The sequence below is a fragment of the Chryseobacterium sp. KBW03 genome (assembly GCF_003852415.1).
GTDB classification, from domain to species: domain Bacteria; phylum Bacteroidota; class Bacteroidia; order Flavobacteriales; family Weeksellaceae; genus Chryseobacterium; species Chryseobacterium viscerum.
The window spans coordinates 192,071-218,908 of sequence record NZ_QAJO01000007.1; the positions used below are offsets into that span (position 1 = coordinate 192,071).

Genomic DNA, 26,838 nt, shown 5'->3' on the forward strand with positions numbered 1-26,838 from the left:
TTATTGTAAATAAAATCTGAAAGATTATTTTAACAAAAAGGAATAAGAGATTCGAAAGTTGATCTTAAGGATGCAGAGAATTGCGATTATGTTGCTGATGACGTTTTGGGGTAAATGATGCGTTTGCTCAGAAAGAATCAATGAAATTGATTCCGTCTTTGCTCTCTTAAAATCTTACGATATACAGATGAAATCTTTGCGTTTAAAAAAATAGCCCTATCCGTATTAAAAACAAAAAAGGCAATCCGAAGACTGCCTTTTCTATTATTTTGTTTGAAAAATTATTTCTTTTTCATTTCTTCCTTGATCTTGTTTTCCAATTCCTCAGAAAGATCTGGATTGTCTTTTAAAACATCTTTTACAGCATCACGTCCCTGACCAAGTTTAGTCTCTTCGTAGCTGAACCAAGAACCGCTTTTCTTCACGATTCCCATATCTACTGCAGTATCAAGAATTTCACCTACTTTAGAAACTCCTTCACCATACATGATATCGAATTCTGCCTGTTTGAAAGGAGGTGCTACTTTGTTTTTCACAATCTTCACTTTCACACGGCTACCAATAGCTTCGTCACCTTGTTTGATTGGTGCACTCGCTTTTCTGATATCAATTCTTACAGAAGCGTAGAACTTAAGAGCGTTACCTCCGGTAGTGGTTTCAGGGTTTCCGAACATGACACCGATTTTTTCTCTCAACTGGTTGATGAAAATTACGGTACATTTTGTTCTTGAAATAGTAGCAGTCAATTTTCTTAATGCCTGAGACATCAATCTTGCATGAAGACCCATTTTAGAATCTCCCATTTCACCTTCGATTTCTGCTTTTGGTGTAAGAGCAGCAACAGAGTCAATCACAACGATATCAATCGCCCCTGAACGGATCAGGTTATCTGCAATTTCTAAAGCCTGCTCCCCGTTGTCCGGCTGAGAAATGATCAGGTTTTCAAGATCAATTCCTAATTTTGCAGCATATGTTCTGTCGAAAGCGTGCTCTGCATCAATGAATGCTGCAATACCACCTGCCTTTTGAGCTTCAGCAATAGCATGAAGGGTCAAAGTTGTTTTACCTGAAGATTCAGGACCATATATTTCAATGATTCTTCCTTTTGGATATCCACCTATTCCTAAGGCAATATCTACTCCTAAAGAACCGGAAGGAATTACTTCTATTGTATTGTCTACGGCATCATCTCCCAAAGTCATTACAGTCCCTTTCCCGTATGTTTTATCTAACTTGTCAAGCACTAGTGCAAGTGCTTTTTTCTTATCATCAATGTTACTCATCGCTATTAAAATAATTTCTCAAAAATACATAATTTAAATATCAAAAGCTAATATTATTTGTATCTGGAATCTGTTTTTAGAGTTAAAAAACGATAAAGTTTTATGAGTGATGTTATTCATAACGAATGAGATGCAGAATGTGGTATCAGGAAATATTGAAAAAATAAATTTGATATAGGAAAGTTATAGCTGGAAGCAATAAGCATGAGGCTGGAAGCTAGTATTGAATGAATGATTTCCCGTTTTGATAACTTATTGATGATTATCACCATCGTTTTATCCCTATCCAATATAAAAAAATGCTTATCTTAAAACCTTGTTTTTAAAGATCATAATATGGACAGAAAATTGAAACTATTTCTGATTAAATCTTTTGCTGTATTAGCAGTCATACACCTGGCTTATTTTATTTACGGATATGTAAAGTTTGAAGGTGTTCAAAAAATTGATATTTATACAGAATTTTATAGATTTAAATTTTATGATGATGTCTCCATTTCTCACTTTTTCATATCTGGTCTTTTTTTGTTTTTCTTTGTTATTATACTTCTTAGAAATCATTCCAAAAAAAGAGATGGACTTTCAAAAATTTTGAAAATCGGGATTATACTTCTGTTGGTATCATTTTTCTCACTGACCTTTTTCATCAGTTATAGTTTTGGATTAAATGCAAAGCTACGAACTGAATTGCCTGAAAAGGATCTTAATAAAGACAAGACGCTGCTAAATGTCTTACAGCCTTTTTTATACAACTATACTTCCTACAGTTCAGAGAAACTGTTTAATCCCGAAAATATTTTATATCCCAAACCTTATCCTGTGATTGAAGAGAGAGATACGCTGTACTACGATCCAGATAATAAGGATTATTATTCAACACAATCCAGCTATTACAGTATTGATACGCTAAGAATGCTGAGTACCAATCATGAAAAATTAAACAATAAAACGAAATTGGTGCTTGATTTTCTTGGGCTTGATGCCAAGGAGCTGGAAAAAAGAATTATTTCTAAAAATGAGATAGGGGATAGTACCGAAATTATATTTAAAGGAGCAGAGGTGCATCCTCAATACGACGAAAAGATGTGTATTTTTCTTGAAAACAAAAGTTTGTTTTCTCCGTTGCATAAAATCCCTGAACAGCAGCAGCAATATCAAAATGCAGTCAAAAGGTACAATTTGCTTTACAAATATAATCAGGATTCACTCCTTTATTCTTTTCAGAGGCTGAATGTCCTTTTAAAAAAATATAATATAGAAACGCATATCGTTCCGAAAGAGCTGACTAAAGATGTTTTTTATTACCGGGATCGTCAGCAGGAGCCTTTGAATGAGATACGAAATACTTATGAAAGGAATAACTTGAAAGAGAAATTTGCAACCCTTGACCGATTGTTCTACAAGCCGAATTATCTTCATCCTTCCATCATGGGAATTTTCATCAGTGTTATCATCAGTGTTTGGTTTATCTTATTTTTATTGTATCTGATCTGGAATTTGAGGAGGAGAAAACTTTCTTCGGATAACTTTAAGGAAAGTGAAGAAATGTAACATTGTATTTTTTTTATCAAATTGAGAGATATCAAATTTCAGATTGAAATCACTTTCAGCTTCTAGTTTCCTTCAAAAATGGAGTTTTTAATGAAAATTAGAATTTTTGGTGATGTTCAAATAGTCTTCCAGTACTTTCATCTGATCCTTATTTCCTCTTTGTATTCTTGCCTCCCGGCTTACCAGACTGTCATAAATTTTGTTGAAAAGTATTTTCGATTTTGGAAACAGGTTTTTGTAGGAAACTTCCGGGATCTCTAATCTTTTGCAGACTTCATCATCCAGCAAAAACCAGGTACAGCAGATGTGCAGATATCTTAAGTTTTTTCGTTGAAACTTAAATTTTAAAATAGGATTTTCCAGGGATTCATTCAGTAAAGAATGGGCCAGAAGAACAGAATCTTTATCGGAAGGCGGCTGAACAGAAGTCCATAAATAAAAATACTCAGCAGCCTGTTTCTTGTCGTCTGGAAGAAGCTGTTCCGGAATTCCCAAAAGATAACCTACATATTTCCAAAGGTGGAACATTCCTTGTTCCTCTTCAACGGAAAAACGATTTCCAAGTTTTTGAAGACTGTGAAGAAATACCAGGCTGAACCCGATATACGTAGCCATCATATCCCAGGAATTGATGGGCTCACCCCAGTTTTCAGTGTCCCAGTCTTTATAATGTTTTTTTATGGAAAGTCTTGCATAGGAGTGAATCAGACGGGTTTTTATGGCAAACTCATACCCTTTTGCATGAAGTTCCAGTGCATTGTAACGGGTTGCATTTACCCAGAAATCCAGTGTTTCTGAAAGGCGTTTTACCGCTCCTTTTTTCAATGCTTCTGTAACGATGAGTGGTTTATTGAGGTAAGCGTAATCGTAACCGCCAATGAGACAGTAATCCCTTAGGGAAATTAAAGAGTCGAGGTTACTTCTCATGCAAAGTTCAGCGCCACTTTTGAGTAGATTGTAATCAAGCCAATCGGGAACTTTCTGCGTCTGGCTGAACATTTTTTTTACACTTTCGGGAACTGAATCTGTTTCGGAAACTCCATTTCTTATATAATGTTCAATTTCTTTGGAAGCTTCATTAAATTTCTTAGTGAAATAAACATCCTTTACAACCTCGTCGCCCATTTCATCTGCATGATGAAAAAAGGGTGCGAATTTTTCAAAATTTTCAAAACTCACTTCTGCTCCGGAAAATTCAATAAGAAGTTTTCCGTTACCTTTTTCCCAAAAATCCTTGAAATGGGGAGAATCTTTAAACCTTGGTTGTATCATGTTCATTCCTTTACCTATAAAAGTACAAGTTTTATGCTGAAGTTCTTTGGTGAGATTTATCAGGATTGTGATAAGCTGTTTACAGGTATCCCCATTCAAAGGTCTTCCTGACGAGTTCAGAGCTGTTTTTACAGTCAGATTTTCTTAAAATATTTTTTCTGTGGGTACGTACGGTTTCTTCCGAGATATGTAAAAGATTGGATATTTTTCCTGTTGGGTATCCTTTCGCAATACAATTAATGATCTCGACTTCTCTTTTGGTAAAAATGACGAAAGTAGATTCAGAAGATTTATTGTGTTCCATCCACTGCATCTGATGGAAATCTTCCCGTCCGTTAATTCCGGAAACGAGTACAATATAAGAATTTTGGTGGGTGATATGTTCAATATTGGTATGGATGTTAACTGCCTGCAAAAGCCTGCCATTTTCATCTTTGTAGGTGTGTAAAGCCTGATGGTGGAATAGTTCATAATTTCCTTTTGAAGTTCTCATTCTGAAACAATAGCTGGTTTTCAGTTCCTGCTGGTAATCAAAACCGTCTATTTCCTTTATTTTTTCTATGGACATTCTCTCTGCTTCCATCACAAATTCCACGTCGTCAGGATGGATGAGGTCTATAATTTCTTTCAGGTGTATGGGATATTTATTAAGACCATGGACTGTCAGAATATCTTCGTGGTGATCACAGATAATGGTGCTGTCTGCGAAATTAATGACATAATAATAGAATTTTCCCGGAGCAAAGACTTCTCCGATAATGTTTTCAATCGTTGGAATAGGCAATATTCTGTTGTCATTCTGTAAAATTTCAGGATAGTCATTCCATACTTTAATGAGGGGATGCGGTTTTTTTGCGTGAGTCAGATGTTTTTTCTCCATTGGTTAATGTTTTCTTAAAAATAATAAAATTATGTTAAATAAAATCACCCTTTTGTGGTATTTCGTGTGGTAGGAAAGTCTCGTAGCTTTAAATAAAAATTAATAACCATGGGTGCTCTAATTTCACTAACCTTTGATGTAAAATGATAATGCACCGGTTTTTAATAACAGTTCAAAAATTTTAACCAAAAATTAATAATCATGGCAACATTTCAGACACAACAAGCGCAAAATACTTTTTTGTATTTAAAAGTAAGCGTAAGAGCAAACTCACTAATATACTCAAGAACGTATGTTACGGTGCATCCCGGAGGGGTGATTATTGTACAATCGTCTCCTAAGGCGAGTAATGGTTCTATTCCTCCTGATAAATATAGCTGGTATAAATTAGGCAGGACGATCAATTTCGTAGGAAAACAGCTTAATATAGATACTTTGCTTTCAGACACAAATAATGTTGACATCATATGTGCACTGGTAGAAGATGACGATATCAATACCCCATTTGTTAATGGTTCAAATTATCATTCGACTAATATTGTAAATAATATTGCCAGATTAACTATTGACATAATTTAGATTAAGATGAAAGCAAAACTGATATTTGTATGCTGTTTTATTTTTCTGAAATCTTTTTCTCAGATGAATAATAAAGTGAAGCTAGAGAATTTAGACATTCCTACGACCCCGGCTGTCGTATTATTAGATCAGAATGTCACTTCAATTGAAGCCCCAAAAACAGTAAAAGAATTTGGACTTTCAATTATTAATTCTTTTAAAGATAATGGACTCCCTCAAAATTATGGGGTAGAATTTAATCCCTATTGGATTTTTAAAAGAAATACGACTGTGAAAAAATATTTTGAAGATGAGATGCATTCAGGATTTGTTCACAATCAGTCTATATCAATGGCCTTTGTGAGGAATGATAGTGTCCAAAACCTGTCAGTAGGTTATCGAACCAATTTATTCAGAGTAATGAATAAAAAATATAAAGAAGATGTTAATTTATTAGATAAGAAAGTAAAAGATCTTAATAAAATTAATGACACTGAATATGATAGGCTTACTAATGAGGCTGCAAAAGAAAGTTCTACAATCAGCAAAAATTTTATAAACGTAACAAGCAATACAAAGTATGATGATTTTAACGATAATTATACCAGTATTAAATTACAGATTAAAGGATCTTCATTAGAGAAAGAAGCTCTAAACGATCTCATCAAGGATATGGATGGTTTAGCAAAAGATGAAGAAAGTTTCAATATTAATAAATCTAATATTAGTGATTTATATAATGTCATTAGAGTAAAGGTTAGTAAATCTTTATTTGATCAGAAAAAATTTAGTGAAATTAATATCACCAAGATGAAGGAATTCCAAAAATTCGTAAATAATTTGTCAGAATCTAAGCCTGTATTTTCTATTGACTTCGCTGGTGCATATAATCATTTTTTTGATAAAGAGAGATTTTCTTCAGGAAGCTTTGGGCGGTTTGGAACATGGCTCACGATGAATTGGAATATTAATTTAGATCGTCCTGACAAAGAAGAGAAAAAGAATTATCTTAAACTGTATATTCTTAATAGGTTTCTTGTCGATAGGATGATTTATAATAAAAAGGCTGATGCTTATGATAAAAATTCTTTTTATGATCTTGGTGGTAAAGTGAATTTTGAATTTAATAGATTAAGTGTAGCCTACGAATATATCCGCAGGTTTGGTGATTTTGAAGATTATAGAAGTGTAGGAAGTATCATGTATAAAATAAATGATAACGTAAGTCTTATCGGAGGTTTTGGAAAAAACTTTGAAAATCAGAATGATTTGGTTACTACACTTGGGTTACGTTGGGGGCTCAACTTCAATAATGATCTTGAGAAAGGTACTGGGAAAAGCGAGTAAGCTTTTTAATGAAAAAGGTTATCGTAAATTGATACCATCTGCTGAATATAAAACTAAAAAAACCTTCCCATCGGGAAGGTTTTTATTACTTATCGCTTATTACTTATTATAAAGAAGCAGCGTGTACAAGCATATCAACTAACTTGTTAGAGTAACCCATTTCGTTGTCATACCAAGAAACAAGTTTCACGAAGTTAGGAGAAAGCATGATACCAGCATCTTTGTCGAAGATAGAAGTTCTCTTATCTCCTACGAAGTCCTGAGATACTACTGCATCTTCAGTATATCCTAGGATACCTTTCAATTCACCTTCAGAAGCAGCTTTGATTACTGAACAGATTTCTTCATAAGAAGCAGCTTTTTCAATTCTCACTGTTAAATCTACTACAGAAACGTCAACAGTTGGTACTCTGAAAGACATACCTGTTAATTTTCCGTTTAATGAAGGGATTACTTTTCCTACCGCTTTAGCAGCACCTGTAGAAGAAGGGATGATATTGTTTAGAGCAGCTCTACCACCTCTCCAGTCTTTTACTGAAGGACCGTCAACAGTTTTTTGAGTAGCTGTTGTAGCGTGTACAGTTGTCATTAAACCTTCTACGATTCCGAAGTTATCGTGGATAACTTTAGCTAAAGGAGCTAAACAGTTTGTCGTACAAGAAGCGTTTGATAAAATTTTGATATCGTCAGTAAGTTCCTTGTGGTTTACACCCATTACGAACATTGGAGTATCATCTTTAGAAGGAGCAGAAAGGATTACTTTCTTTGCACCTGCATTGATGTGAGCCTGAGCAGTATCTTTAGATAAGAAAAGACCTGTAGATTCTACGATATAGTCAGCACCGATTTCATTCCACTTTAGGTTGTTAGGATCTCTTTCAGCAGTTACTCTGATTCTTTTCCCGTTTACTACAAGATCATTTCCTTCTACAGAAACTTCACCTGGGAAAATACCGTGTACAGAGTCATATTTTAACATGTAAGCCATGTATTCTGCATTGATTAGGTCATTGATTCCTACAACTTCAATGTTGTCTCTTTCAGTCATTGCTCTGAAAACAAGACGTCCAATTCTACCAAAACCGTTGATACCTACTTTAATTGTTGACATAATAGTTTGTTTTTATTAGATTATAAAAATAATTAGATTGCTAAAATTTCTGAAATCAGCAAAAGATCGCTATTGATTTCGTTATGTTTTTTAATGGCTTCTTCAATAGGTGTATACGTCAAATCATTGGAACGCATTCCTGCCATTACATTGCTTTGTCCATCCATTAATCCCACTACGGCACCATATCCAAGTCTGCTTGCTAAAACTCTGTCTGCACAGCTTGGAGAACCTCCTCTTTGCATATGTCCCAGAATTGCTACACGAATGTCATAGTCAGGGAATGTCAGTTTTGTTTTTTCTGCAAGTTCATAAACGTTGGCTAATTTTTCACCTTCAGCTACCACTACGATACTTGATGCCTTTCCTGTTTTTTCAGCATTTCTGAATTTCGCAAAAAGCTCATCAATACTATCTTTTTTCTCAGGAATTAGGATATCTAAAGCACCTGTTGCCAATCCACTGTTTAAAGCAATGAAACCAGCATCACGACCCATTACCTCCACAAAGAAAACTCTGTTATGGGAAGTAGCCGTATCACGGATTTTATCAATAGCATCCATTGCAGTATTCAATGCAGTGTCGTAACCGATGGTGTTATCCGTTCCGAAAATATCATTGTCGATCGTTCCCGGAATACCGATTACTCTGATTCCGAATTCTTCGTTAAAGATTTTGGCACCGGTAAACGTTCCGTCTCCCCCAATACATACTAATCCGTCTATTCCAAGCTTTACGCAGTTGTCGTAAGCTTTCTGACGGCCTTCTTTGGTTCTGAATTCAGCGGATCTGGCAGACTTTAGAATTGTTCCACCCTGGTTGATTATATTTTTTACGGAACGTGCTCCCATTTTCAGGAAATCATCGTTGATAAGGCCATTGTAGCCTTCTCTCACTCCGTAGCATTCGATATTATAGTAATTGGCGGTTCTTACCACGGCTCTTAATGCCGCATTCATACCCGGAGAGTCACCTCCTGAAGTAAGAACTGCAATCTTTTTTACAGCACTCTCTTTCATCAAGTAAAAAATTTCGAACACAAATTTACAAAAACAAGTTCAGATTATCGTAGTAACTTTCCAATAGTTTTGAATATAAATTATTAAAAGCTTCTGAAGTTTGTAGGTTTAAAAATATATCGTGCTGTTTTCGTTTCCGCAGCATTGATGTCAAGGTCATACCAGGGAGTAAAATAAGGATTAAATGGATTTGAGAGCACATGAACAGACTGAGCCGGCGTAAATCCTTCACTTAGCAAGAACAACTTTTTTCCTTCCTGATTCCTGCAGACCCCGGAAATAAAAACAATATGCCCCGGACTGCCTGGTGTGATCAGAATATCCCCGGTTTTCAGATCAGAATTTTTCGTTACCGGTTTCGTTTCTTTATTTAATGAAATCGTTCCGGCATAATTGAAAATCAGATCCAGATAGTCTCTGAAACTATGATAAGAATCGTCAAAAGCTGCCGTTTTTCTGAAACTTACAGAATTTCCGCTGACAAAAGCTCTTATTCCGTTTTTATAATCATTCCAGGAAAACAGGTCTCCGCTTGTAAAATGAAATTTTATTTCATCAAATTTTTTTGCTTTATAAAGATATTCAGCTCTCATACGAATGGCGGCATCGGCGCATTGCTGGAGATCCTTATTTCCAGTGTCAAGATCAAAAACGGCTTCATGAAGGTGTTGGGTGGAAATAGGAGTACCATCATATTTCAAAATCTGAGTTCCATAAGGTTTCAGCTTAAAATTTTCAATAAAATATCCGAAAGAATCTGGTTTTTCTTCCACCCATGTATATCCTTTCGGAGGAGAAAATCTTTCGCGGATGGTATTTTTATCTTTATGGATGGATAAAGCATTTTGGGCTGTCGAATTTTCGTTTCTACCAGACTTTTCTAAAAGCCTGCCATTCAACTTTTCTTTGCTGCAGCTCAAAGCTAATGAAGCAATGAGAAGATTCAGTATAATTTTTTTCATTATTAAGGATACTTGTGTTTAAATTTTTAATATTAACCAGCTTTAAAATTAAGTATTCAAATCTTTGTTTATCAATTGGATAATAATATTAATGAAAATGAAAATAAACCATTCATTCTCGGATAGATTGGAAAGGAATATGTAATTTCAAGCGTTTATTTTTAATAATGTAAATATGGTAAAATATCTATTTGTTTTTTTATTGGGTTTCTGGATTAACATCTTTTCACAAAATACGACAGAAAAAGTATTGTTTATCGGAAATAGTATGACCTATTTTAATAATATGCCGGATATTTTTTCCGGGATTGCCCAGTCAAAAGGAAGGACCATCCAGACTGTTCAGCATACTCCGGGGGGAACAGGGTTTGTAGATCATGTAAGTAACAGCACATTATATGATATTATCAGAAGCAATATTTTTGACAAAGTAGTCATGCAGCCGGGTACAGGTGAATCCGGAGGAGCTAGTTTTCCGGTTAGTATTACAGCGCAAAGAGGAAACCGTATAAAAGATTCTATCAAAAAATACAGTCCATGCGCCCAGATCTTTTTATATGAAATAAGCAATGGAATAGCTTCTGCCAATGCTTATCCGAACTATTATATTACCCAGCAAAAGATCAGAGATTCTATACACAAGATGTCCGGATTGATGCAGATTCCGATGATTCCTGCGGGGGAAGCTGCCAAGAAGCATTATCAGAGTACTCAGGACCTTCGTTTACATTCCAGTTATGGAGATGTACATCCAAATTTGAATGGCAGCTACTTAATTGCTTCTGCTATATATGCTTCAATTTATCAGGAAAATATATCTCAAAGCTCTTATCTTGCCGGAGTTTCACAGGCTGATGCCGCATATTTTCAGGGAATTGCTGATGATGTCGTTCTTAATAATATCAACGACTGGAATCTTTCAAGTTTTAATCTTTTTTCAAATTTTAATTATAATATGAATGGTCTGAATGTGAATTTTCAGAACCAATCGGTAAACTTTACGAATGTTTTATGGAATTTTGGAGATGGTTCAACTTCTGTACAACAGAATCCAGTTCATCAGTTTGCAGTACCTGGTACTTACAATGTCAGCTTATCTGCTTTTAGTGGAAACTGTCAGATAACTAAAATCAAACAAATTTCAACATCTCAATTATCTGTTAGTGAGGTGAATAGTCAAAAGCTGAAAATATATCCAAATCCGGCAACAGAATTTTTTAAAATTGAGAGTGCAGAACTTATTTCAGCCATAGAAATTTATACAGCTTCAGGAAATATGGTAATGAAAAAGAAAAATATCAGATCAAAAGTGTATCAGGAAGAAGTTTCCTCATACAGTTCTGGAATTTATTTTATTAAAATTCTTTTGGAGAATTCAGGCTGGGTACATTATAAACTCATCAAGGAGTAATGGATAGGAAAGAAAGCTGTCAGTTTGAAAATCTCACGCAATATTATTTTTACTTTTTATTTCTCTCAAATGTAACCGATTTTATAGAAGTTAGTGGAAAACTACCACCTATATTACATTTGAGAGAGATAAAATAATGGGGAGTATTTACCTGTTTTTATCAATAGGAATTAAAAGTTTTCCCCAGTCGTTTAGCTGCCAAAGAATATCAACCAATTTTTGTCCGAGTTCTGTAAGTGTATATTCCACGCGTGGTGGCAGCTCATTAAATGATTGCTTTTCCAGAATACCATCCTCTACCATTTCGTTGAGTTGCTGATTCAGAACTCTTCGATCGACTTTGGCGATTCCCCGAAGAAACTCACTCGGACGTTTTTTCCCTTCATTGATCTGCCATACAATAGGAATTTTCCATTTTCCACTAATTGTATTCACGGCTACTTCTAATGGGCAAATTTTATTTTCTTCAGCTCTTTCCTTTGTTTCCATAAAATTGACTTTTTTATCCCTATGGGTGAAAAATATGCGGTATTGCTTATATTCACTTAGTTTCAGATTTTTGTAAAATTAATCATAAAAGTGCTATGGCAGAAAAACGAAAAGGCGCCCGCTCCATCAAAGAGATTCCTCCGGATATTTTAGAACAATTGAATCGGGGAGACATTGAAACGGCAAATCTTACAGAGTGGCTTGCGGTAGATCAGAGGCTATTGTTAGAAAATTTACTTCAACAGAATAATCGGATAGAATATTTGAAGCCGGTTTTAGAAAATGTTGACCAACTGAAAAAGCAAACTGTTAATACCATTAATGAAGCTATTGGAGTTGGACTGCTTACTTTGGCAACAAAAAATAAAGATGATGAATTTCTGCAGAAACTCTCAACCCATCCGGCAGACCTGGTGCGTTGCTGGGCTGCTTATACTATTGGAAGAAACGATGCATTAAAACTTAATGAAAAATTAAACAGAATTCAGGCATTCGCTTGTGATACTCATTTTGGAGTGAGAGAAATCTGCTGGATGACTGTACGGCCTGATATCTCAAAAAATCTTGATGAAAGTTTATCCATTTTATTAGAATGGACTCAGCATGATAATGAAAACGTCAGACGCTTTGCCAGTGAATCTACCAGACCAAGAGGAGTTTGGTGTGAGCATATCAATGTTTTAAAACAAAATCCGGGATTAGGACTGGAAATTTTAGAATCCCTGCGATCCGATTCTTCCAGATATGTACAAGATAGTGTCGGTAATTGGCTGAATGATGCCAGTAAATCACAACCCGAGTTTGTGGTAGAAATCTGTGATGAATGGCTTCGGGAAAGTCCGACAAAAGAAACGCAATATATCGTCAAGAAAGCCTTACGAACCATCAAAAAGTAAAAGTTATCCACAAAAAGCAGATGTAGGTTTAGTTTTTTATCAGATAAATTACAGATTTACATACGTTTATATAACCTTTTCATAGTCCTTATTCTTTTAAGGAATGACTTTATTTGCTCAGTTTTTAAATGTAGAATACTATTGAAATAGTTCCAATGTTAACTATTTGTTAACTGAAAAAAAGTTATCCACAATGTCGGTTTTCGATTAATGTGAATTATATCTATCATAAAATGAGTTGATTAAATAGTATGCTTCACAAAAGAGCTTGAAGCGATCTGTTTTTTCGTCAAAATAAAAAGTTATCCACAATATGGAATTATTGATTCAAATTTTAGACGGATATGACAAGAATACAGGAGGAAATTGATCACTGAAAATCTACGTGATCAGCTTAATCAGCGAGAACACAATTAAAGTTTTTGAGGATCATTTTACCATTTTTCAGTCAGATACTTCCAGTACCTTTTTGGAACATGCTGAATGTGGAGCTTCATATTTTTCCTTTCCACAATATTGGTTTTTGTAAAATAGCGCTGCCAAAGAGTCTGGTAATTTTTTTCCTCATCATGGAATTTCTGCTGATACTGATGGAAATCCAGCTTTTCATCAGGAGAGAAGAAGTCACAGCTTTCCAGGTCATAAAGGATTCCGTAATTTCTCCGTAGATCGTAGATCATCCATTTCTGATCCTGATACCGATCATTAAAATGTTTTCTGATCAATGGAAGAACATTGAAGTCGGGATCTATTTTAGCGAAAAAAACATCATCTTTCATTTTTTCAAAACGGACAAAAGCGGTCATTCGGTGTCTTTCTCTGTCCACAGATTTACAGATTTTAGAAATTTTTAAAATATCAGAGTCTGCAAAATTTTCAAGAATATTTATTGCCGGATGTTTGATGGATTGTCTGACAGTAGATAAGATGAGGTTTTCAAGTTCTGGATCTTCAGATAAAAAAACTTTCAAAAGCTGATGAATTCCGGATTTTCCAATATTTTGTTCCAATTTATTAACAACTCTCTCAGATTTTTCTGGCTGGGTAATGACTTCATGAATCTCTGCAAAAATATTTTCCTGATGAAACCTTTCCCTGTTTGCAATCTCCACATCATTATAACGGTATTCGAAAACTTCAAATATCGCTGTGAAAAGACCGTCAAAACTTCCGTCGTAGAGTAGGGTTGTCATGTATTTAATTAAAATTTAAAATTGAGTTGGTTTGTCATTCTGAATGAAATAAAATGAAGAATCTGGTTGGTTGGAAAGATTCTTCCTTCGTTGGAATGACAAATGTGCTGTTATATCGAAGCAATAAATTAGTGATGATTCGTGAAAATGTTTGTGTCATTTGTGTTGAAGATCAAAATAAACTCAGCTGTTGGGAAAACTGATTGTGAAATTTGGATGAACTTCCACCTACTAACATCTTTCTAAAGTTTTTATCGGTTAAATATCTGAGATATGCATTCCCGGCATTGAAGTCAATAAAATATTTTGCCCGGTTGACGGCTGCTCCCAGTTTTTTCAAATGATCCATTGTTAAGATCTGAAAACGTCTAGCACTGACAATTTTCTGGGCCGTTTTTACCCCAATTCCCGGAATTCTTAGAATCATTTGGTACTCTGCGGTCTGTAGATTCACCGGAAACTGATCCAGATTTCGTAATGCCCAGCTTAATTTAGGATCTACCTCCAGATCAAGGAAAGGAACATTCGGATCTAAAATCTCCTCCGCTTTGAAACCATAAAATCTCATCAGCCAGTCCGACTGATACAGCCGGTTTTCGCGAAGCATGGGAACCTCCGTTGTTAAAGACGGCAGCCTTTTATCTTCCAAAACCGGAACATACCCCGAATAATAAACCCTTTTCAGATTGAAATTTTTATAAAAATGATCGGCAACTTTGATGATCTGCAGGTCATTTTCATTGGTTGCTCCCACAATCATCTGGGTAGACTGCCCTGCCGGAGCAAATTTGGGAACTTTCCTCAGTATCTTTTTTTCATCCTGATACTGAATAATTCCCTTTTGAATATAGCGCATCGGGCTGATCATATCCTGTCTGTTCTTCTCCGGTGCCAGAAGCTTTAATCCGCTTTCTGTGGGGATTTCAATATTTACCGATAATCTGTCTGCATACAAAGCCGCTTCCTGCATCAGCTCATCGCTTGCTCCCGGAATAGATTTTAGATGAATATACCCGTTAAAGTTTTCTTCCAGACGAAGTTTTTTGGCAACTCTTACAAGCCTTTCCATCGTTGTATCTGCATTTTTGAAAATTCCCGAGCTGAGAAACAACCCTTCAATATAATTTCTGCGGTAAAAACTGATGGTAAGATCTACGACTTCTTCTACCGTAAAAGCAGCCCTTTTAATATCATTTGAACTTCTGGAAACACAGTAGGCACAATCGTAGATACAATGATTGGTCAATAGAATTTTAAGCAAAGAAACACATCTGCCGTCTTCTGTATAAGTATGACAAATCCCGCTTGCGGAACTGTCCCCTAAAGCTCCTTTTTTATTCTTCCTCGTACCTCCGCTTGATGAACAGGAAACATCATATTTCGCTGCATCTGCAAGGATTTCAAGCTTTTCTTTAAGGCGGTCAAAATTCATACTTTTAAATGTTTGATATTGTTTGTATCTAAATACTGTTGTATTTTTGTTCAAATTTAGTTCCAAAATTGATAAATGTCAACCTTTTTTCATAGAAGTTATCAACAAAAAAGAACCTCAAAATCATTATATTTACGGCTCATTAAAGTTTATATCATGAATCATAAACCAATCGAAGGTTTTTCTAAGCTTCCAAAGCAGGGGAAAATTGAATGGCTCGTAAACGAATACCTTGAAGGAAACCAGGAATATCAACATATATTAAAGCAGTATTGGAACGATGATGCAGATCTTCAGAAACTTCACGAAGAATTTTCTGAAAATACCATCTCCAATTTTTATATGCCCTACGGAATTGCTCCGAACTTCTTGATCGACGGAAAACTATTGGCACTTCCAATGGCTGTTGAAGAAAGTTCTGTAGTAGCAGCCGCTTCCAAAGCAGCAAAATTCTGGATCGACAAAGGAGGTTTTAAAACAACCATTATCAATACTGAAAAACTGGGACACACCCACTTTATTTTTAATGTAGAGCCTCACAAACTATTACATTTCTTTAATTTTAATTTAAAGAAAAAGTTATTTGAAATAACAGAAGATATTACCGCCAACATGAGAAAACGTGGTGGAGGTATTCTTAATATCGCTCTGGTTGATAAAACTGCAGAAATGCCGAATTATTACCAGTTGAAAGCAAGCTTTGATACGGTAGACTCAATGGGAGCAAACTTTATCAATTCTTGTCTGGAGCAGTTCGGGAAAACATTGAGACAGGAAGTTGCTACCAGCGAAGACTTTACTCAGGACGAAAAGAATTCATTGCAGATCGTAATGAATATCCTTTCCAACTTTACTCCTGACTGTATCGTGAGAGCTGAGGTTTCCTGTAAAATGGAAGATTTAAAAGATGACAGTGGAATTTCTCCTGAAGAATTTGCTTCTAAATTCAAACAGGCAGTTACCATTGCAGAAATTGAACCTTACCGTGCTACAACACACAATAAAGGAGTAATGAACGGAGTAGATGCTGTTGTGATTGCTACCGGAAATGACTTCAGGGCTACAGAAGCCTGCGCACATGCTTATGCAGCGAGAGACGGACAATACAGATCTCTGACACACTGTACTACAGACAACGGAGTTTTCAGATTCTGGATTGATCTTCCTATTTCTGTTGGAGTAGTAGGAGGGCTTACCAATCTTCACCCTTTGGTAAAATTCTCTTTAGCACTTCTTGGAAAACCTTCTGCACAGGAATTGATGAGTATTCTGGCAGTTTCAGGTCTGGCCCAAAACTTTGGTGCATTACGTTCTTTGGTAACCACAGGGATCCAGAAAGGACACATGAAAATGCACCTATTAAATATTCTGAACCAATTGGGAGCTACCGAAGAAGAAAAACAGCACTTTGTGACGTATTTCAAAGATAAAACGGTAAGCCATCATGAGGTGATCAATGAGTTTAACAGAATGAGAGGAAACTAATGTTACAGATCATTTTGCCAATCGTATTCCTTCTCTTCGGATTTTTTTTAAAGAAAACGAATAATGAAGGCTTCAGAAGCTCCAAGAGATTTGCCAATATGTTTATCATCCTGGGAATTTCTACTTTGGTTGCCAAGTTCATTTTAATGTACCTAAAATCAAAATAGTGAAAAAAAGTATTGTATTCTTCCTGTTGATTTCCGGTTTAAGTTTTTCGCAGCAGAAAAATTTGAAAATAAATGATTTGCAGCCGAAATCTGAAAACTTTGTATTTCCTGTTGTTACGTATGCAGGAAATCCGGAGGTTGCCAGTAAGATCAATACATTTCTGCAGGTAAACGAATTGGAATATATTCCGAATTCAGGCGGGAATCCTTTTAAACTGGCTTCTACAGCAACGAATTCATACTCCAATTATGTTTATTTTTATAATTGGGAGAAACTGGATACGCCCAAAAATATTTTAAGTATAGGGATCAATGGAGAAGCTTCGGGAGCATATCCTGAAGAATTTGCAGACTGGAAAAATTTCGATCTGAGAACAGGAAACTATATCAATGCTGAAGATTTATTTCAAACAGGAAGCACCAAAACGGTCAATGGTTTGATCCAAAAGAAAGTCAAAAAAAGAGTGAGTGACTTTCTTGCTAGATTAAGATCAGAAAAGAAACCATCAGAAGAAGTTCAGGAGCAGATTGGGTTGTATGAGGGATGCTTCATGGATTATACTTTGAATGGGATCCGATATTTTTTTGGAAAGGATAAAATTACTTTTGTGGCAGGCAGATGCTCCAACCATGCGATGCGGGCATTGGATGATCTGGGAAGCCATGAACTTGAATTTACCTATAAAGAACTTGAAAAATACTTGAGCATTTATGGGAAAAATCTAATATCAGGTTCTGAAAAGATAGGTCAGACGGGTCCCGGAAATAAATTATACAAAGGAAAAATTGACGGAAAATATCCTATTACGGTTTTATTTAACGAAATCAATGAGGACGATTCCTTCTCAGCCACCTATTGGTATGATAAGAATAAGAAGCCAATCAATTGGAGAGGAGAATTTGTTCATAACCATTTTTCTATCACAGAAGATGATTATCATAGTGAAGAACTGAATGAATGGATCCCAAGAGCTCTGGTGGAAGCCGACCTGAAGGGAAATAAAATCATCGGAACCTGGCAAGATCATAAAACAAAAAAATATTTAACCTTAGAATTAGAAGAGTTATAAAATGAAAACAATTACTTTAGTTTTTGGAGCGGTTTACGGAATGGTATCTGTGATCCTGGGTGCATTCGGTGCGCATGCTTTAAAGAAAATATTAGCTGTGGAAAGACTGGAAAGTTTTGAAACAGGAGTACGATACCAGATGTATGCAGCTTTTTTCCTGCTGATCATTGGATATATCTTAAAATTTGAAACTTCTGCTGAAAAATGGACTTCCATTTTAATGATTGCAGGAACACTTTTATTCTCAGTGAGCATCTATTTCCTGAGCATGCAGGATTATTTAGGAATGAATCTTAAATTCTTAGGACCTATTACACCGCTTGGAGGATTGATGATGATTTTAAGCTGGGGAATGCTTATTTTTTATTTTACTAAAAACAGAATTTAATTTTGCAATTCAGGCAAAAAATGAAATCTACGATATATTATCTAGATTCTTTATTGAAGAATTCCACCATGGCTTATCGTTTTTTACTGTTTTTTGTTGCGCTGATGATTTCTTGTTTAAGTGTTCAAAAAATGAATGCCCAAGGAAAGAAATTACAGAATAGTACTATTATAACAGAAGTAAAAAATATACAAAAGCGCTTTTCCGATAGTGTTAAACGCTACGATTACAAAAAAGATGCGGCTTTATATCGTCAAAAGTATGGAGGCTTTTACGGTGAAAAATTAAAGGATCTAAAAAAACTGTATCAAAGCATCTATGACAAAGAAGTGATCATCGGAAAAATAGATCCAAGTATTTCCTTTAAAACAGCGAGCGGAATACAGGTCGAAAATAATGTATCTCAAACAGGAATTACGCCTCCGAAGGAAGTGAAAAATAAATCCGTTGATATTGCTGAGGTTGAAAACTACCAACAGCTTGAAGAGTTGAAAAAACGGTTGACGCTTGATTTTCCCATTTATTTAATGGAAGATTTTTACGGAGAAAGCTATCGTTGTAAACTGAATTTTACAATTGATGTGGATGGGAGGTTCAAAAAAGTAAAATATAGCGAATCATCTAATACAGAATTCAGCATCATTAGTGCACTGTTCCTGTATGCAATCGGAGGCTTGGAAAAGCCTTTGCTTTATAACAAAAAACCGATTGTCCAAACCTTTGCACAGCCCATTATATTAAGATTCGAATAAATAAGATACGTATTATCAAAACGGTAATAATCAGTAAAGACAAATGATGATATTCTTTTACTATTTAAAATAAATTAAAATGAAAATCAATAGAAGAAGACGCTTAATCAGAACATTTGATCTTTTGGATCAGCCCATCAGATTTAACCCGTTTGTGTTCAGCCGTACTTTTTTTATGTGGGCCGTTACAGGTCTTGTAGGCGGTATCATTGCCGGCGGATATTGGATCGTGTTGGAGCATTTCACCGAATTTCTGGCTGAATTTCAAGGCTGGCAGGTGATTCCAACGATGGCAATCTGTGGATTGCTGGCTGGGCTAGTCATTCATTTTATTGGTGATCCCGGAGAAATTCATTTGATTGTTAATAACATCCGATTCAATAAAGGAAAACTGGAGCCAAAGAATAATCCTTCAATGATCCTTTCTTCTCTTTTTTGTGTAGCATCAGGAGGAAGTTTAGGACCGGAAGCCCCGTTGGTACAGGTCACTGGAAGCACCGGAACCTGGCTGGGGAAAATTTTCAGATTGAAAGGAGAAGAGCTGAGGTCTTTGAGTATTGCCGGGATGGCTTCAGGTTTTACAGCATTGTTTGGAGCTCCGCTGGGAGGAAGTCTTTTTTCTCTTGAAATTCTGCATCATAAACATGCTGTAGAGTATTATAAAGCCATTATTCCTGCATTGGTAGCAAGCTGTTTCAGCTATCTGATGTTTGCTTTGATCATCCATCTGGGAATTGGGGCAGCCTGGGACCTGAAAGCATATCATTACACGGGAGTATATGACTTCGCTTATGCCACAGCCTTTGGAATCGTGGGTACTTTATTCGGATGGATCTTTATTTTTGTAGTCAAATTTTTCAAAAAAGTTTTTGAATACAGACAATTTCCTATTTATATTAAAACATTTGTAGGGGGAATTATTTTAGGAATTATCGCCTATAATTTTCCCATTACAAGATACTTCGGACATAACGAAATCAACCAGCTGATCGGCGGGAATTTCGGATTGAATTTTTTAATCTTAGTTCTGATTTTTAAAATATTGGCCATTGCCATTACGGTAACTTCGGGATGGAGAGGAGGTTTTATCATTCCCCTGTTTTTTGTAGGAACAACGTTGGGATTAATTATCCACAATTTATTTCCAACTGTGGATACCACTTTAGCAATTGTAAGCTGTATGGCAGCCATCAATGCCTGTGTGACAAGAACCCCGATGAGTACAACCATCATTTTGGGAACTCTTACCGGATTTACCTATTTTGTGCCGATATTATTTGCGAGCCTGACAGGATATTTCCTGGCTCCGAAAATTCCGTTCATTGGATCTCAGTCTGAGAAATTAGCGGAAGAATAGGAATATTTATCTATACAATAATTTCTGATGTATTTTTACAATCAGAATATCAATAAAAAAGTTCAGGAATTTCCTGAACTTTTTGGTTTTATAAAGCGAAGTTTTCTTTCATCCATTTAAGCTTATTGAAGCTTTTGAGAAATTTTGTTTTGATGGAAATAAATTTTTCCTGTGCCTCAATCATTTTATTTTCTCTCGAATTGATCAGGAAAAGTGAGCTTTCACCGTTTGTGTACTTTGTTTCTTCTGCAGTAAGAAGTTTTTGATAATTCACGAGATTGTTTTGTGAAAGGCTCATTTGAGCATGATAATTGACAAGTTCGTTTTTATAGGTTTCAATCTTAGTCGTAAGTTCTCTCTTTTTAAATTCAGTATCAAGTTTATTTTGTTCTATTTTAATTTTAGCCATTTGATAACTTGCTTTGGCTTCCCTTTGGAATACAGGAATTTCAAGCTTTAAGCCATATTGGAAATTGTTATCAAAAAGGGGAAGATAATCCGTCTGATAGTTTTCTTTGTTGAAAAAATTATAAGTGAAATCAAGTTTAGGAAGAAAGCTCTGCCATTTCAGTTTCCGTTCACTTTCTAAAATATGATGTTTCTGATGATAATAATATACAGACCAATGACTGCCGGCTTCTTTTGTTTTGATTTCCTGTAATAGAAATTCAAAATCTGAGTAAGCGGTATGATCTGAAAGGTGGTCTGCGGGATAAATAAGCTGTGAGATTTCATAAATTTCACAATTCTCTTTCCATAGAAATAACTGCAGCTGCTGGGTGTTTTTGATAAAGTTTAAATAAGCTTCTTTCTGCTTAAGTTCAAAGTTCTGTAGTTGTGAAGATGCCTCAACAGTATCTATAGCCGCTCTTTCACCATATTCAAAAGTTTTTTGGGTAAACTTTAAACGCTTTCTGCTGATCTCAACTGCTTGGGTCTGTATCTGGTAAATTTCGAAGCTTTGTGTCCATTCCCAATAGGTGTTTTCTGCTTCAAGAAGAAGTTCATTGGTTAATACAATCTGTTCGGCTTCTGTCATTTTTAAAGCAAATTTTGACTGATCCAATACTGCTCTTCTTTTATCATACAAAAAATTTTTAGCCAAAGGAACTGTGATTCCCATACTGTAAAGGCCTCCTTTGGTTTCACTGGAATTGAGTTTTTCACCATCCAGATATTGATATCCTGCTGTAAGATCAACCCCATACCAGGTGGGAATACCCAACTCGATATTTTTCTGTCTGTAATACGGCACTCCGTCAATGTTTTTTTCTCCAAGTTTTCCTCCCAAAACCGGATCAAAGCTTCCTCTGGCTTTAGTGATCTCTGACTGGGCTATTTTATTTTGAAGCTGATATTTCAATGCCAGCGGATGATAATTCTTTACTACTTCCAGAAACTCCTTTGCTGAAATCATGAGAGAGTCCTGAGCTTTACTCTGTTGGAAAAAAAGTAGGATTAGTATAAAAAGAAGCTTATTTTGTTTTTTCATATTTAGTGGCTTGATCATTTTTCACTTCATAATAATCCGGTGGGAAGCCGTTGATATTTCTCCAGAGTTCATACCAGATAGGAACATCATTGAGAATAGCAATTCCCTGTACTCCGGCTCCCATTTTAATTTTAGGAGGCCATCTTTTTTCATCTTTATTCTCAATAACCAGGGCTTTAAAAAGTCCGTTTGCACTGATATTACTTTCCACGGCAACCACTTCGCCTGCAAATGTTCCGTAGCTGGAGTTGGGCCATCCCGAAAATACAATAGCCGGAAAACCGTCAAAGATACACATGACGCGCTGCCCTTCTTTAACAAGCGGAAGGTCTACCGGTTTTATAAAAATCTCTACGGCATAATCTAGTGTTGTAGGGACTATGGTTCCTATGTTTTCACCCTCTTTTAAAACTTCGCCAATCCCTGTTTTGTTGAGTTGTATCACCTGACCGTCCTGCGAAGCAATAATGAAATATAGGCCCTGCCTTGCTTTGTAGTTGGCTACCTGGTTTTCAAGCTTGGCGATATCTCCGTCACTGCCTTCAATTTGTCCCATGTTCTGAAAGCGGTCTCCTTCTATTTTACTGAGTTTCTCCGTATAATCCTGAATCACAGCATTCTGTTCAATGCCTGTATTGATAATTTCTTGGCGGGTTTGAGCTGTTTTATTTTCTGAAGCTGTTTTTTTGGCGATGGCATTCTGATAGGAGATGTTTCTCTGCTGAAACTGGGTAAGGGAAACTAAACCTTCCTCATACATTTTTTTCTGCCGGGTAAACTGATCCTCGGAGAGTTTAAGCTCATTGGCAGCAGCTTCCAGTTCAGCCTCTTCACCGATAAGTTTGTTGTTTAGCTGGCTGATTTTGATCTTTAGCTGGCTAAGCTTTAGCTCTCTTGCCGAATGTAGTGCCTGCAGCTGGCTTTTAACAGTTCCTACTTTAGCTTCATAGAAGTTTCTGACTCCTTTTTTAGCATTTACCTGCTCCAGTGTTCTCTGTACTAAAAGGGGGTCCAAATAATCATCTTTAATCTCTGAAAGTTGCAGCAAAGTATCTCCTTTCTTTACATAATCTCCATTTTTTACATTCCATCTGATAATTTTTCCTGGAATAGGAGAGTGGAGTTGTTGCGGGCGCTGTTCCTGATAAAGAGAAGTTACATTTCCTTTCACTTTTATGTTCTGTGTCCAGGGAAGGAATAAAGTAATAATTCCCCCAATGAAAATAAAAAAGAACCATCTTTTTACCCTTGGTTTCTTATGAATATGGTATATTTTGTCAAATGACTGTAATTTCATTTTACTGTTTTTTTTGATATGTTTTTAAAGTGCCGTTTTCCAGATGAATATGCTGATCGGCATATTGCAGAAGTTCAGGATCCTGTGACACAATAATGATTGTCGTTTTTTCTTTTATCTGCTGGAGATACTGTATCATTTTATCCTGATACTCTTCATGGATTCCCACAAAAGGATTTTCGAGAATGATGAGCCTTTTTTCTCCAAGAAGAGCACGCAGAAGCAGTATTTTTTTCTTTGAACTGAAGGTGATTTCAGAATCAGTCTCGCTTACCTCAGTGAAGAATCCGCTGCTGAACATGCTGGAAATATTTTCTATTCCTATATTTTCTGAGAGTTCAAGAATATCTTCCGTATGGCTTTTGGAGTTGCCCAATATGATATTCTCTTTCACCGTTCCCTGAATGATTTTCATATTTTCAAGGTACAGGCCTATATTATTTCTAAATTTCTGCTTATCAATGTTTTTTAAAGGAATTCGGTCCAATAGTATTGTTCCTGAGCTGGGCTCGAAAAATCCCGTGATCATATTGAGAAGCAGTGTTTTTCCGGCTCCCAGTTTACCTGTTAAAACAGTAATGCTGTTTTCTCGAATTTTAAAATTCAAATCTGAAAAAATGAGAGTACTTTCATTAAATGAAAAACTAACATTTTTAAATTCTATCTCTGTTCCCTTCTCTTTCTGAGCTAATACAATTTCACCGTTGGGCTCTTCTTTAAGCTCCGTGATTTTTGAAAGTTTGGCAAAAGAGGCAATAAGATCATAATAACTCTCAAGACTTACAATCAGCTTTTCTACCGCAGACATAATGCTTAAAACAACAATTTCTGTGGCAATAAAAGCCCCGATATTCAATTTCTGATTGATCAGAAGATACGTCCCAATAGCTAGCATTGCTAATGTAATAATGACTTTAAAAGCGATAATGGTCTTGTACTGAAATACAAGAATTTTAAAATGAGAAGTTCTGTGTTTCAGATATTCTACCACTCTTTCATCGGTTCCTTTTAAGTGAGGGTGATTCTCAGAATGCATTTTAAAGGTTTTCACAGATCCTGCAATATCTTCTATCCAGGCTGCAGTATCATACTTTTTGTTGCTTTCTTCAATACTGGATTTGATCCCGCTTTCCATAGTATACCGGAAGATAATGACCACAGAAATAATCACCAATGCTCCGAATGCTAGAAACCATGCGTGATAAAAAGAAAGCAAAAGAATTCCGAAAACAATCTGGATCAGAGCGGTGGGAATTTCCAACAGAATTTTTGAAATTCCTTTCTGTAGGTTTGGAATGTCAAAAAATCGGTTGACCAGCTCCGGGAGATAATATTTTCTGGTATAAGAAAGATCTGCTTTAGGTATTTTATCTGCAATAGCGATAGAAAATTCCACAAATATTTTCTGCTGAATTTTTTCAATAATCTGTATTACCTTTAACCTGAAATACCCGGCAAGCCATGTTCCTACCACAACAAAAAATATGAGAATATAAATGGAAGTTGTCATGGTAGCTCCCATTACAAAACTTACAATAGACTGTATTCCTAAAGGAACACTTAGCAGGACTAAACCATTAAGAATAGCATAGAAATAAATATTGGTAACATCTTTTTTTTCTTTCGTAATGTAGCGTATGAGCCTTTTTCCCTGTTCATTAGCTGGTATTTCCATTTTTTCTTCTTTCTTTAGTAAAAGGTTAACTGTTTTTTTGGTGATGAATTTTCTCAGGAGTATTACATGCGGTCTCAGTACATGTCATTTCGTTTTCCGGAAAACTTATTATGATAAGCGGAAAACATTTTTCTGAGTTTATGAAATAAGGCTTTTATCCAAAGTGAATTTTATATGAAAATTCATGTCATAGATATCTTTTATTTCTGGGCTTCAAAGATAGGAGATGAGATTTGTTAATGTTCTTATCTACATTAGAATGGGATTAAAATGTCATTAGAATATAGGACTGATATTCTGTTTTTTTATGATCATTATCATATTATTCATAGATTCACCGCTTTGAATCTGAGAAGATCGTCCCTAAAGTTGCAGAATGAATTAAAAGTTCGACAAATTTCTTTTTAACCTTGTTCATTTTTAGTAAATTTGTCAACCTTTAAATTTTTAAATAAAATAATAAAAATAATATGAATCTTCACGAGTATCAATCAAAAGAGATTTTATCAAAGTATGGAGTAGCTATCCAACGTGGTTTCGTTGCAAACAACGTAGATGAAGCTGTAGCAGCTGCTGAGAAATTGACTGCTGAAACCGGAGCACAGGCTTGGGTTGTAAAAGCACAGATTCACGCAGGTGGACGTGGTAAAGGTGGTGGTGTAAAGTTCTCTCCAAACATGGATAAACTTAAAGAAAACGCTCAGAACATCATCGGAATGCAGTTGATCACTCCACAAACTTCTGCTGAAGGTAAATTGGTAAATTCTGTATTGGTGGCAGAGGATGTTTATTATCCTGGAGAATCTGAAACTAAAGAATTTTATGTTTCTATTCTTTTAGACAGAGCTGAAGGTAAAAATACAATCGTATATTCTACTGAAGGAGGTATGGATATTGAGCACGTTGCTGAAGTAACTCCTCATTTGATCCACAATGAATTGATTGATCCTACTTTAGGACTTCAAGGTTTCCAGGCTAGAAAAATTGCTTTCAACTTAGGTCTTGAAGGGAATGCTTTCAAAGAATTCACAAAATTCATTACTTCTCTATATAACGCTTATGTAGGAATTGATGCTTCTCTTTTCGAAATCAACCCGGTTTTGAAAACTTCTGATAACAAAATTATCGCTGTAGATGCTAAAGTAACTTTGGATGGTAACTCATTGTTCCGTCACAAAGATCTTGAAGCTCTTAGAGATACAAGAGAAGAAGATCCTATCGATGTTGAAGCTGGTGAAGCTGGTCTTAACTTCGTAAAACTAGACGGTAACGTTGCTTGTATGGTAAACGGAGCTGGTCTTGCAATGGCAACTATGGATATCATCAAATTATCAGGTGGTAACCCTGCTAACTTCCTTGACGTAGGAGGTACTGCAGATGCTCAGAGAGTACAGACTGCTTTCGGAATCATCTTAAGAGATCCAAACGTAAAAGCAATCTTGATCAACATCTTCGGAGGTATCGTAAGATGTGATAGAGTAGCGCAGGGAGTTGTAGATGCTTACAAAGCTATGGGTAGCCTTCCGGTTCCATTGATCGTAAGATTACAAGGAACTAACGCTGTAGAAGCTAAGAAATTAATTGACGAGTCTGGTCTTCCGGTACACTCTGCAATTACTTTAGAAGAAGCTGCAAACAAAGTAAAAGAAGTTTTAGCGTAATCTAAAATTTTCAAATAAATAAGAAACCGTTCCATTTTTGGAGCGGTTTTTTTATTGGATAAAGACATACTGACGCAAAATTTTATATTA

Annotated in this window: 24 protein-coding genes; 12 read left to right on the forward strand and 12 right to left on the reverse strand. The window is 35.7% G+C overall.

Going from position 1 to position 26,838, the window contains the following annotated elements:
* Window positions 1-281 precede the first annotated feature (281 nt).
* Complete coding sequence (gene recA / locus DBR39_RS16775; RefSeq protein WP_103233584.1) at window positions 282-1,283, reverse strand: recombinase RecA; 1,002 nt, start codon at window positions 1,281-1,283, stop codon at window positions 282-284.
* Between the two features lie 336 nt (window positions 1,284-1,619).
* Between recA and DBR39_RS16780 the strand changes: the two genes are divergently transcribed.
* Complete coding sequence (locus DBR39_RS16780) at window positions 1,620-2,834, forward strand: hypothetical protein (RefSeq protein WP_124535013.1); 1,215 nt, start codon at window positions 1,620-1,622, stop codon at window positions 2,832-2,834.
* 87 nt (window positions 2,835-2,921) lie between these two features.
* Here DBR39_RS16780 and DBR39_RS16785 read toward each other — a convergent pair whose 3' ends face one another.
* Together DBR39_RS16785 and DBR39_RS16790 are read right to left on the reverse strand one after the other, a co-directional pair.
* Window positions 2,922-4,112: an oxygenase MpaB family protein gene (locus tag DBR39_RS16785; RefSeq protein ID WP_228447856.1), complete on the reverse strand. Its 1,191-nt coding sequence runs from the start codon at window positions 4,110-4,112 to the stop codon at window positions 2,922-2,924.
* 73 nt (window positions 4,113-4,185) lie between these two features.
* On the reverse strand, window positions 4,186-4,986 hold the full coding sequence (locus DBR39_RS16790; protein ID WP_124535017.1) for a response regulator transcription factor: 801 nt from the start codon (window positions 4,984-4,986) through the stop codon (window positions 4,186-4,188).
* A gap of 201 nt (window positions 4,987-5,187) precedes the next feature.
* On the opposite strand from DBR39_RS16790, the gene DBR39_RS16795 reads away from it, so the two are divergent.
* Both DBR39_RS16795 and DBR39_RS16800 read left to right on the forward strand, forming a co-directional pair.
* The gene (locus DBR39_RS16795) at window positions 5,188-5,565 is read left to right on the forward strand and encodes a hypothetical protein (RefSeq protein ID WP_124535019.1); all 378 of its coding nucleotides are present in this window, start codon (window positions 5,188-5,190) and stop codon (window positions 5,563-5,565) included.
* 63 nt (window positions 5,566-5,628) lie between these two features.
* A complete protein-coding gene (locus DBR39_RS16800) occupies window positions 5,629-6,891 on the forward strand; it encodes a hypothetical protein (RefSeq protein WP_124535021.1) in 1,263 nt (420 codons plus the stop codon).
* A gap of 106 nt (window positions 6,892-6,997) precedes the next feature.
* Here the strand turns inward: DBR39_RS16800 and gap are convergent, their stop codons facing one another.
* The 3 genes from gap to DBR39_RS16815 form a co-directional block, all read right to left on the reverse strand.
* On the reverse strand, window positions 6,998-8,002 hold the full coding sequence (gene gap, locus DBR39_RS16805; RefSeq protein ID WP_124535023.1) for a type I glyceraldehyde-3-phosphate dehydrogenase: 1,005 nt from the start codon (window positions 8,000-8,002) through the stop codon (window positions 6,998-7,000).
* A gap of 32 nt (window positions 8,003-8,034) precedes the next feature.
* Window positions 8,035-9,021, reverse strand: coding sequence for a 6-phosphofructokinase (pfkA, locus tag DBR39_RS16810; RefSeq protein ID WP_124535025.1), 987 nt, complete (start codon window positions 9,019-9,021; stop codon window positions 8,035-8,037).
* A gap of 83 nt (window positions 9,022-9,104) precedes the next feature.
* A complete protein-coding gene (locus DBR39_RS16815) occupies window positions 9,105-9,983 on the reverse strand; it encodes a DUF4846 domain-containing protein (protein ID WP_124535027.1) in 879 nt (292 codons plus the stop codon).
* A gap of 175 nt (window positions 9,984-10,158) precedes the next feature.
* On the opposite strand from DBR39_RS16815, the gene DBR39_RS16820 reads away from it, so the two are divergent.
* A complete protein-coding gene (locus DBR39_RS16820) occupies window positions 10,159-11,394 on the forward strand; it encodes a T9SS type A sorting domain-containing protein (protein WP_124535029.1) in 1,236 nt (411 codons plus the stop codon).
* A 147-nt stretch (window positions 11,395-11,541) separates the two neighbouring features.
* Here DBR39_RS16820 and DBR39_RS16825 read toward each other — a convergent pair whose 3' ends face one another.
* The gene (locus DBR39_RS16825; protein ID WP_124535031.1) at window positions 11,542-11,883 is read right to left on the reverse strand and encodes a winged helix-turn-helix transcriptional regulator; all 342 of its coding nucleotides are present in this window, start codon (window positions 11,881-11,883) and stop codon (window positions 11,542-11,544) included.
* Between the two features lie 95 nt (window positions 11,884-11,978).
* Between DBR39_RS16825 and DBR39_RS16830 the strand changes: the two genes are divergently transcribed.
* Window positions 11,979-12,779 carry a DNA alkylation repair protein gene (locus DBR39_RS16830; RefSeq protein ID WP_124535033.1) on the forward strand — a complete coding sequence of 267 codons (801 nt, stop codon included), beginning with the start codon at window positions 11,979-11,981 and terminating at the stop codon, window positions 12,777-12,779.
* 434 nt (window positions 12,780-13,213) lie between these two features.
* Here DBR39_RS16830 and DBR39_RS16835 read toward each other — a convergent pair whose 3' ends face one another.
* Together DBR39_RS16835 and DBR39_RS16840 are read right to left on the reverse strand one after the other, a co-directional pair.
* Window positions 13,214-13,972, reverse strand: a complete 759-nt coding sequence (locus DBR39_RS16835; protein ID WP_124535035.1) for a TIGR03915 family putative DNA repair protein — start codon at window positions 13,970-13,972, stop codon at window positions 13,214-13,216.
* A 172-nt stretch (window positions 13,973-14,144) separates the two neighbouring features.
* Window positions 14,145-15,404 carry a putative DNA modification/repair radical SAM protein gene (locus tag DBR39_RS16840; RefSeq protein ID WP_124535036.1) on the reverse strand — a complete coding sequence of 420 codons (1,260 nt, stop codon included), beginning with the start codon at window positions 15,402-15,404 and terminating at the stop codon, window positions 14,145-14,147.
* 156 nt (window positions 15,405-15,560) lie between these two features.
* Here DBR39_RS16840 and DBR39_RS16845 point away from each other — a divergent pair, with 156 nt between their 5' ends.
* The 6 genes from DBR39_RS16845 to DBR39_RS16865 all read left to right on the forward strand — a co-directional run bounded on the left by DBR39_RS16845 (window position 15,561) and on the right by DBR39_RS16865 (window position 20,623).
* A complete protein-coding gene (locus tag DBR39_RS16845; protein ID WP_124535038.1) occupies window positions 15,561-16,889 on the forward strand; it encodes a hydroxymethylglutaryl-CoA reductase, degradative in 1,329 nt (442 codons plus the stop codon).
* Window positions 16,889-17,056, forward strand: coding sequence for a hypothetical protein (locus DBR39_RS24310; protein ID WP_165828264.1), 168 nt, complete (start codon window positions 16,889-16,891; stop codon window positions 17,054-17,056). The genes DBR39_RS16845 and DBR39_RS24310 overlap by 1 nt, the downstream gene beginning before the upstream one ends.
* A complete protein-coding gene (locus tag DBR39_RS16850) occupies window positions 17,056-18,126 on the forward strand; it encodes a hypothetical protein (protein ID WP_124535040.1) in 1,071 nt (356 codons plus the stop codon). The genes DBR39_RS24310 and DBR39_RS16850 overlap by 1 nt, the downstream gene beginning before the upstream one ends.
* Window position 18,127: 1 nt before the next feature.
* Window positions 18,128-18,514, forward strand: a complete 387-nt coding sequence (locus DBR39_RS16855) for a DUF423 domain-containing protein (protein ID WP_103233115.1) — start codon at window positions 18,128-18,130, stop codon at window positions 18,512-18,514.
* A gap of 131 nt (window positions 18,515-18,645) precedes the next feature.
* Window positions 18,646-19,266, forward strand: a complete 621-nt coding sequence (locus DBR39_RS16860) for a hypothetical protein (RefSeq protein ID WP_124535042.1) — start codon at window positions 18,646-18,648, stop codon at window positions 19,264-19,266.
* Between the two features lie 79 nt (window positions 19,267-19,345).
* The gene (locus DBR39_RS16865; RefSeq protein WP_124535044.1) at window positions 19,346-20,623 is read left to right on the forward strand and encodes a chloride channel protein; all 1,278 of its coding nucleotides are present in this window, start codon (window positions 19,346-19,348) and stop codon (window positions 20,621-20,623) included.
* An 88-nt stretch (window positions 20,624-20,711) separates the two neighbouring features.
* On the opposite strand, the gene DBR39_RS16870 is transcribed toward DBR39_RS16865, so the two are convergent.
* The 3 genes from DBR39_RS16870 to DBR39_RS16880 are packed head-to-tail and all read right to left on the reverse strand — an operon-like array spanning window position 20,712 to window position 25,087.
* On the reverse strand, window positions 20,712-22,115 hold the full coding sequence (locus DBR39_RS16870) for a TolC family protein (protein ID WP_185147207.1): 1,404 nt from the start codon (window positions 22,113-22,115) through the stop codon (window positions 20,712-20,714).
* Complete coding sequence (locus DBR39_RS16875) at window positions 22,099-23,412, reverse strand: HlyD family secretion protein (RefSeq protein WP_124535048.1); 1,314 nt, start codon at window positions 23,410-23,412, stop codon at window positions 22,099-22,101. Before DBR39_RS16875 ends, DBR39_RS16870 begins: the two co-directional genes overlap by 17 nt.
* A 1-nt stretch (window position 23,413) precedes the next feature.
* Window positions 23,414-25,087 (reverse strand): peptidase domain-containing ABC transporter, encoded by a 1,674-nt coding sequence (locus tag DBR39_RS16880; RefSeq protein ID WP_124535050.1) that lies wholly within the window; start codon window positions 25,085-25,087, stop codon window positions 23,414-23,416.
* Window positions 25,088-25,557: 470 nt separating this feature from the next.
* Here DBR39_RS16880 and sucC point away from each other — a divergent pair, with 470 nt between their 5' ends.
* Window positions 25,558-26,748 (forward strand): ADP-forming succinate--CoA ligase subunit beta, encoded by a 1,191-nt coding sequence (gene sucC, locus DBR39_RS16885; RefSeq protein WP_103233118.1) that lies wholly within the window; start codon window positions 25,558-25,560, stop codon window positions 26,746-26,748.
* The last annotated feature ends 90 nt before the right edge of the window (window positions 26,749-26,838 follow it).

Excerpts from the sequence above, each read along its gene's own strand:
- DBR39_RS16845 (WP_124535038.1), top strand. The coding sequence starts at position 15,561 with ATGAATCATAAACCAATCGAAGGTTTTTCTAAGCTTCCAAAGCAGGGG.
- DBR39_RS16875 (WP_124535048.1), bottom strand. The coding sequence starts at position 23,412 with ATGAAATTACAGTCATTTGACAAAATATACCATATTCATAAGAAACCA.
- gap (WP_124535023.1), bottom strand. The coding sequence starts at position 8,002 with ATGTCAACAATTAAAGTAGGTATCAACGGTTTTGGTAGAATTGGACGT.
- DBR39_RS16870 (WP_185147207.1), bottom strand. The coding sequence starts at position 22,115 with ATGAAAAAACAAAATAAGCTTCTTTTTATACTAATCCTACTTTTTTTC.
- DBR39_RS16820 (WP_124535029.1), top strand. The coding sequence starts at position 10,159 with ATGGTAAAATATCTATTTGTTTTTTTATTGGGTTTCTGGATTAACATC.
- recA (WP_103233584.1), bottom strand. The coding sequence starts at position 1,283 with ATGAGTAACATTGATGATAAGAAAAAAGCACTTGCACTAGTGCTTGAC.
- DBR39_RS16780 (WP_124535013.1), top strand. The coding sequence starts at position 1,620 with ATGGACAGAAAATTGAAACTATTTCTGATTAAATCTTTTGCTGTATTA.
- DBR39_RS16815 (WP_124535027.1), bottom strand. The coding sequence starts at position 9,983 with ATGAAAAAAATTATACTGAATCTTCTCATTGCTTCATTAGCTTTGAGC.
- DBR39_RS24310 (WP_165828264.1), top strand. The coding sequence starts at position 16,889 with ATGTTACAGATCATTTTGCCAATCGTATTCCTTCTCTTCGGATTTTTT.
- DBR39_RS16825 (WP_124535031.1), bottom strand. The coding sequence starts at position 11,883 with ATGGAAACAAAGGAAAGAGCTGAAGAAAATAAAATTTGCCCATTAGAA.
- DBR39_RS16785 (WP_228447856.1), bottom strand. The coding sequence starts at position 4,112 with ATGAACATGATACAACCAAGGTTTAAAGATTCTCCCCATTTCAAGGAT.
- DBR39_RS16860 (WP_124535042.1), top strand. The coding sequence starts at position 18,646 with ATGAATGCCCAAGGAAAGAAATTACAGAATAGTACTATTATAACAGAA.
- DBR39_RS16795 (WP_124535019.1), top strand. The coding sequence starts at position 5,188 with ATGGCAACATTTCAGACACAACAAGCGCAAAATACTTTTTTGTATTTA.
- sucC (WP_103233118.1), top strand. The coding sequence starts at position 25,558 with ATGAATCTTCACGAGTATCAATCAAAAGAGATTTTATCAAAGTATGGA.
- DBR39_RS16840 (WP_124535036.1), bottom strand. The coding sequence starts at position 15,404 with ATGAATTTTGACCGCCTTAAAGAAAAGCTTGAAATCCTTGCAGATGCA.
- DBR39_RS16800 (WP_124535021.1), top strand. The coding sequence starts at position 5,629 with ATGAATAATAAAGTGAAGCTAGAGAATTTAGACATTCCTACGACCCCG.
- DBR39_RS16865 (WP_124535044.1), top strand. The coding sequence starts at position 19,346 with ATGAAAATCAATAGAAGAAGACGCTTAATCAGAACATTTGATCTTTTG.
- DBR39_RS16790 (WP_124535017.1), bottom strand. The coding sequence starts at position 4,986 with ATGGAGAAAAAACATCTGACTCACGCAAAAAAACCGCATCCCCTCATT.
- DBR39_RS16830 (WP_124535033.1), top strand. The coding sequence starts at position 11,979 with ATGGCAGAAAAACGAAAAGGCGCCCGCTCCATCAAAGAGATTCCTCCG.
- DBR39_RS16835 (WP_124535035.1), bottom strand. The coding sequence starts at position 13,972 with ATGACAACCCTACTCTACGACGGAAGTTTTGACGGTCTTTTCACAGCG.
- DBR39_RS16855 (WP_103233115.1), top strand. The coding sequence starts at position 18,128 with ATGAAAACAATTACTTTAGTTTTTGGAGCGGTTTACGGAATGGTATCT.
- DBR39_RS16880 (WP_124535050.1), bottom strand. The coding sequence starts at position 25,087 with ATGGAAATACCAGCTAATGAACAGGGAAAAAGGCTCATACGCTACATT.
- pfkA (WP_124535025.1), bottom strand. The coding sequence starts at position 9,021 with ATGAAAGAGAGTGCTGTAAAAAAGATTGCAGTTCTTACTTCAGGAGGT.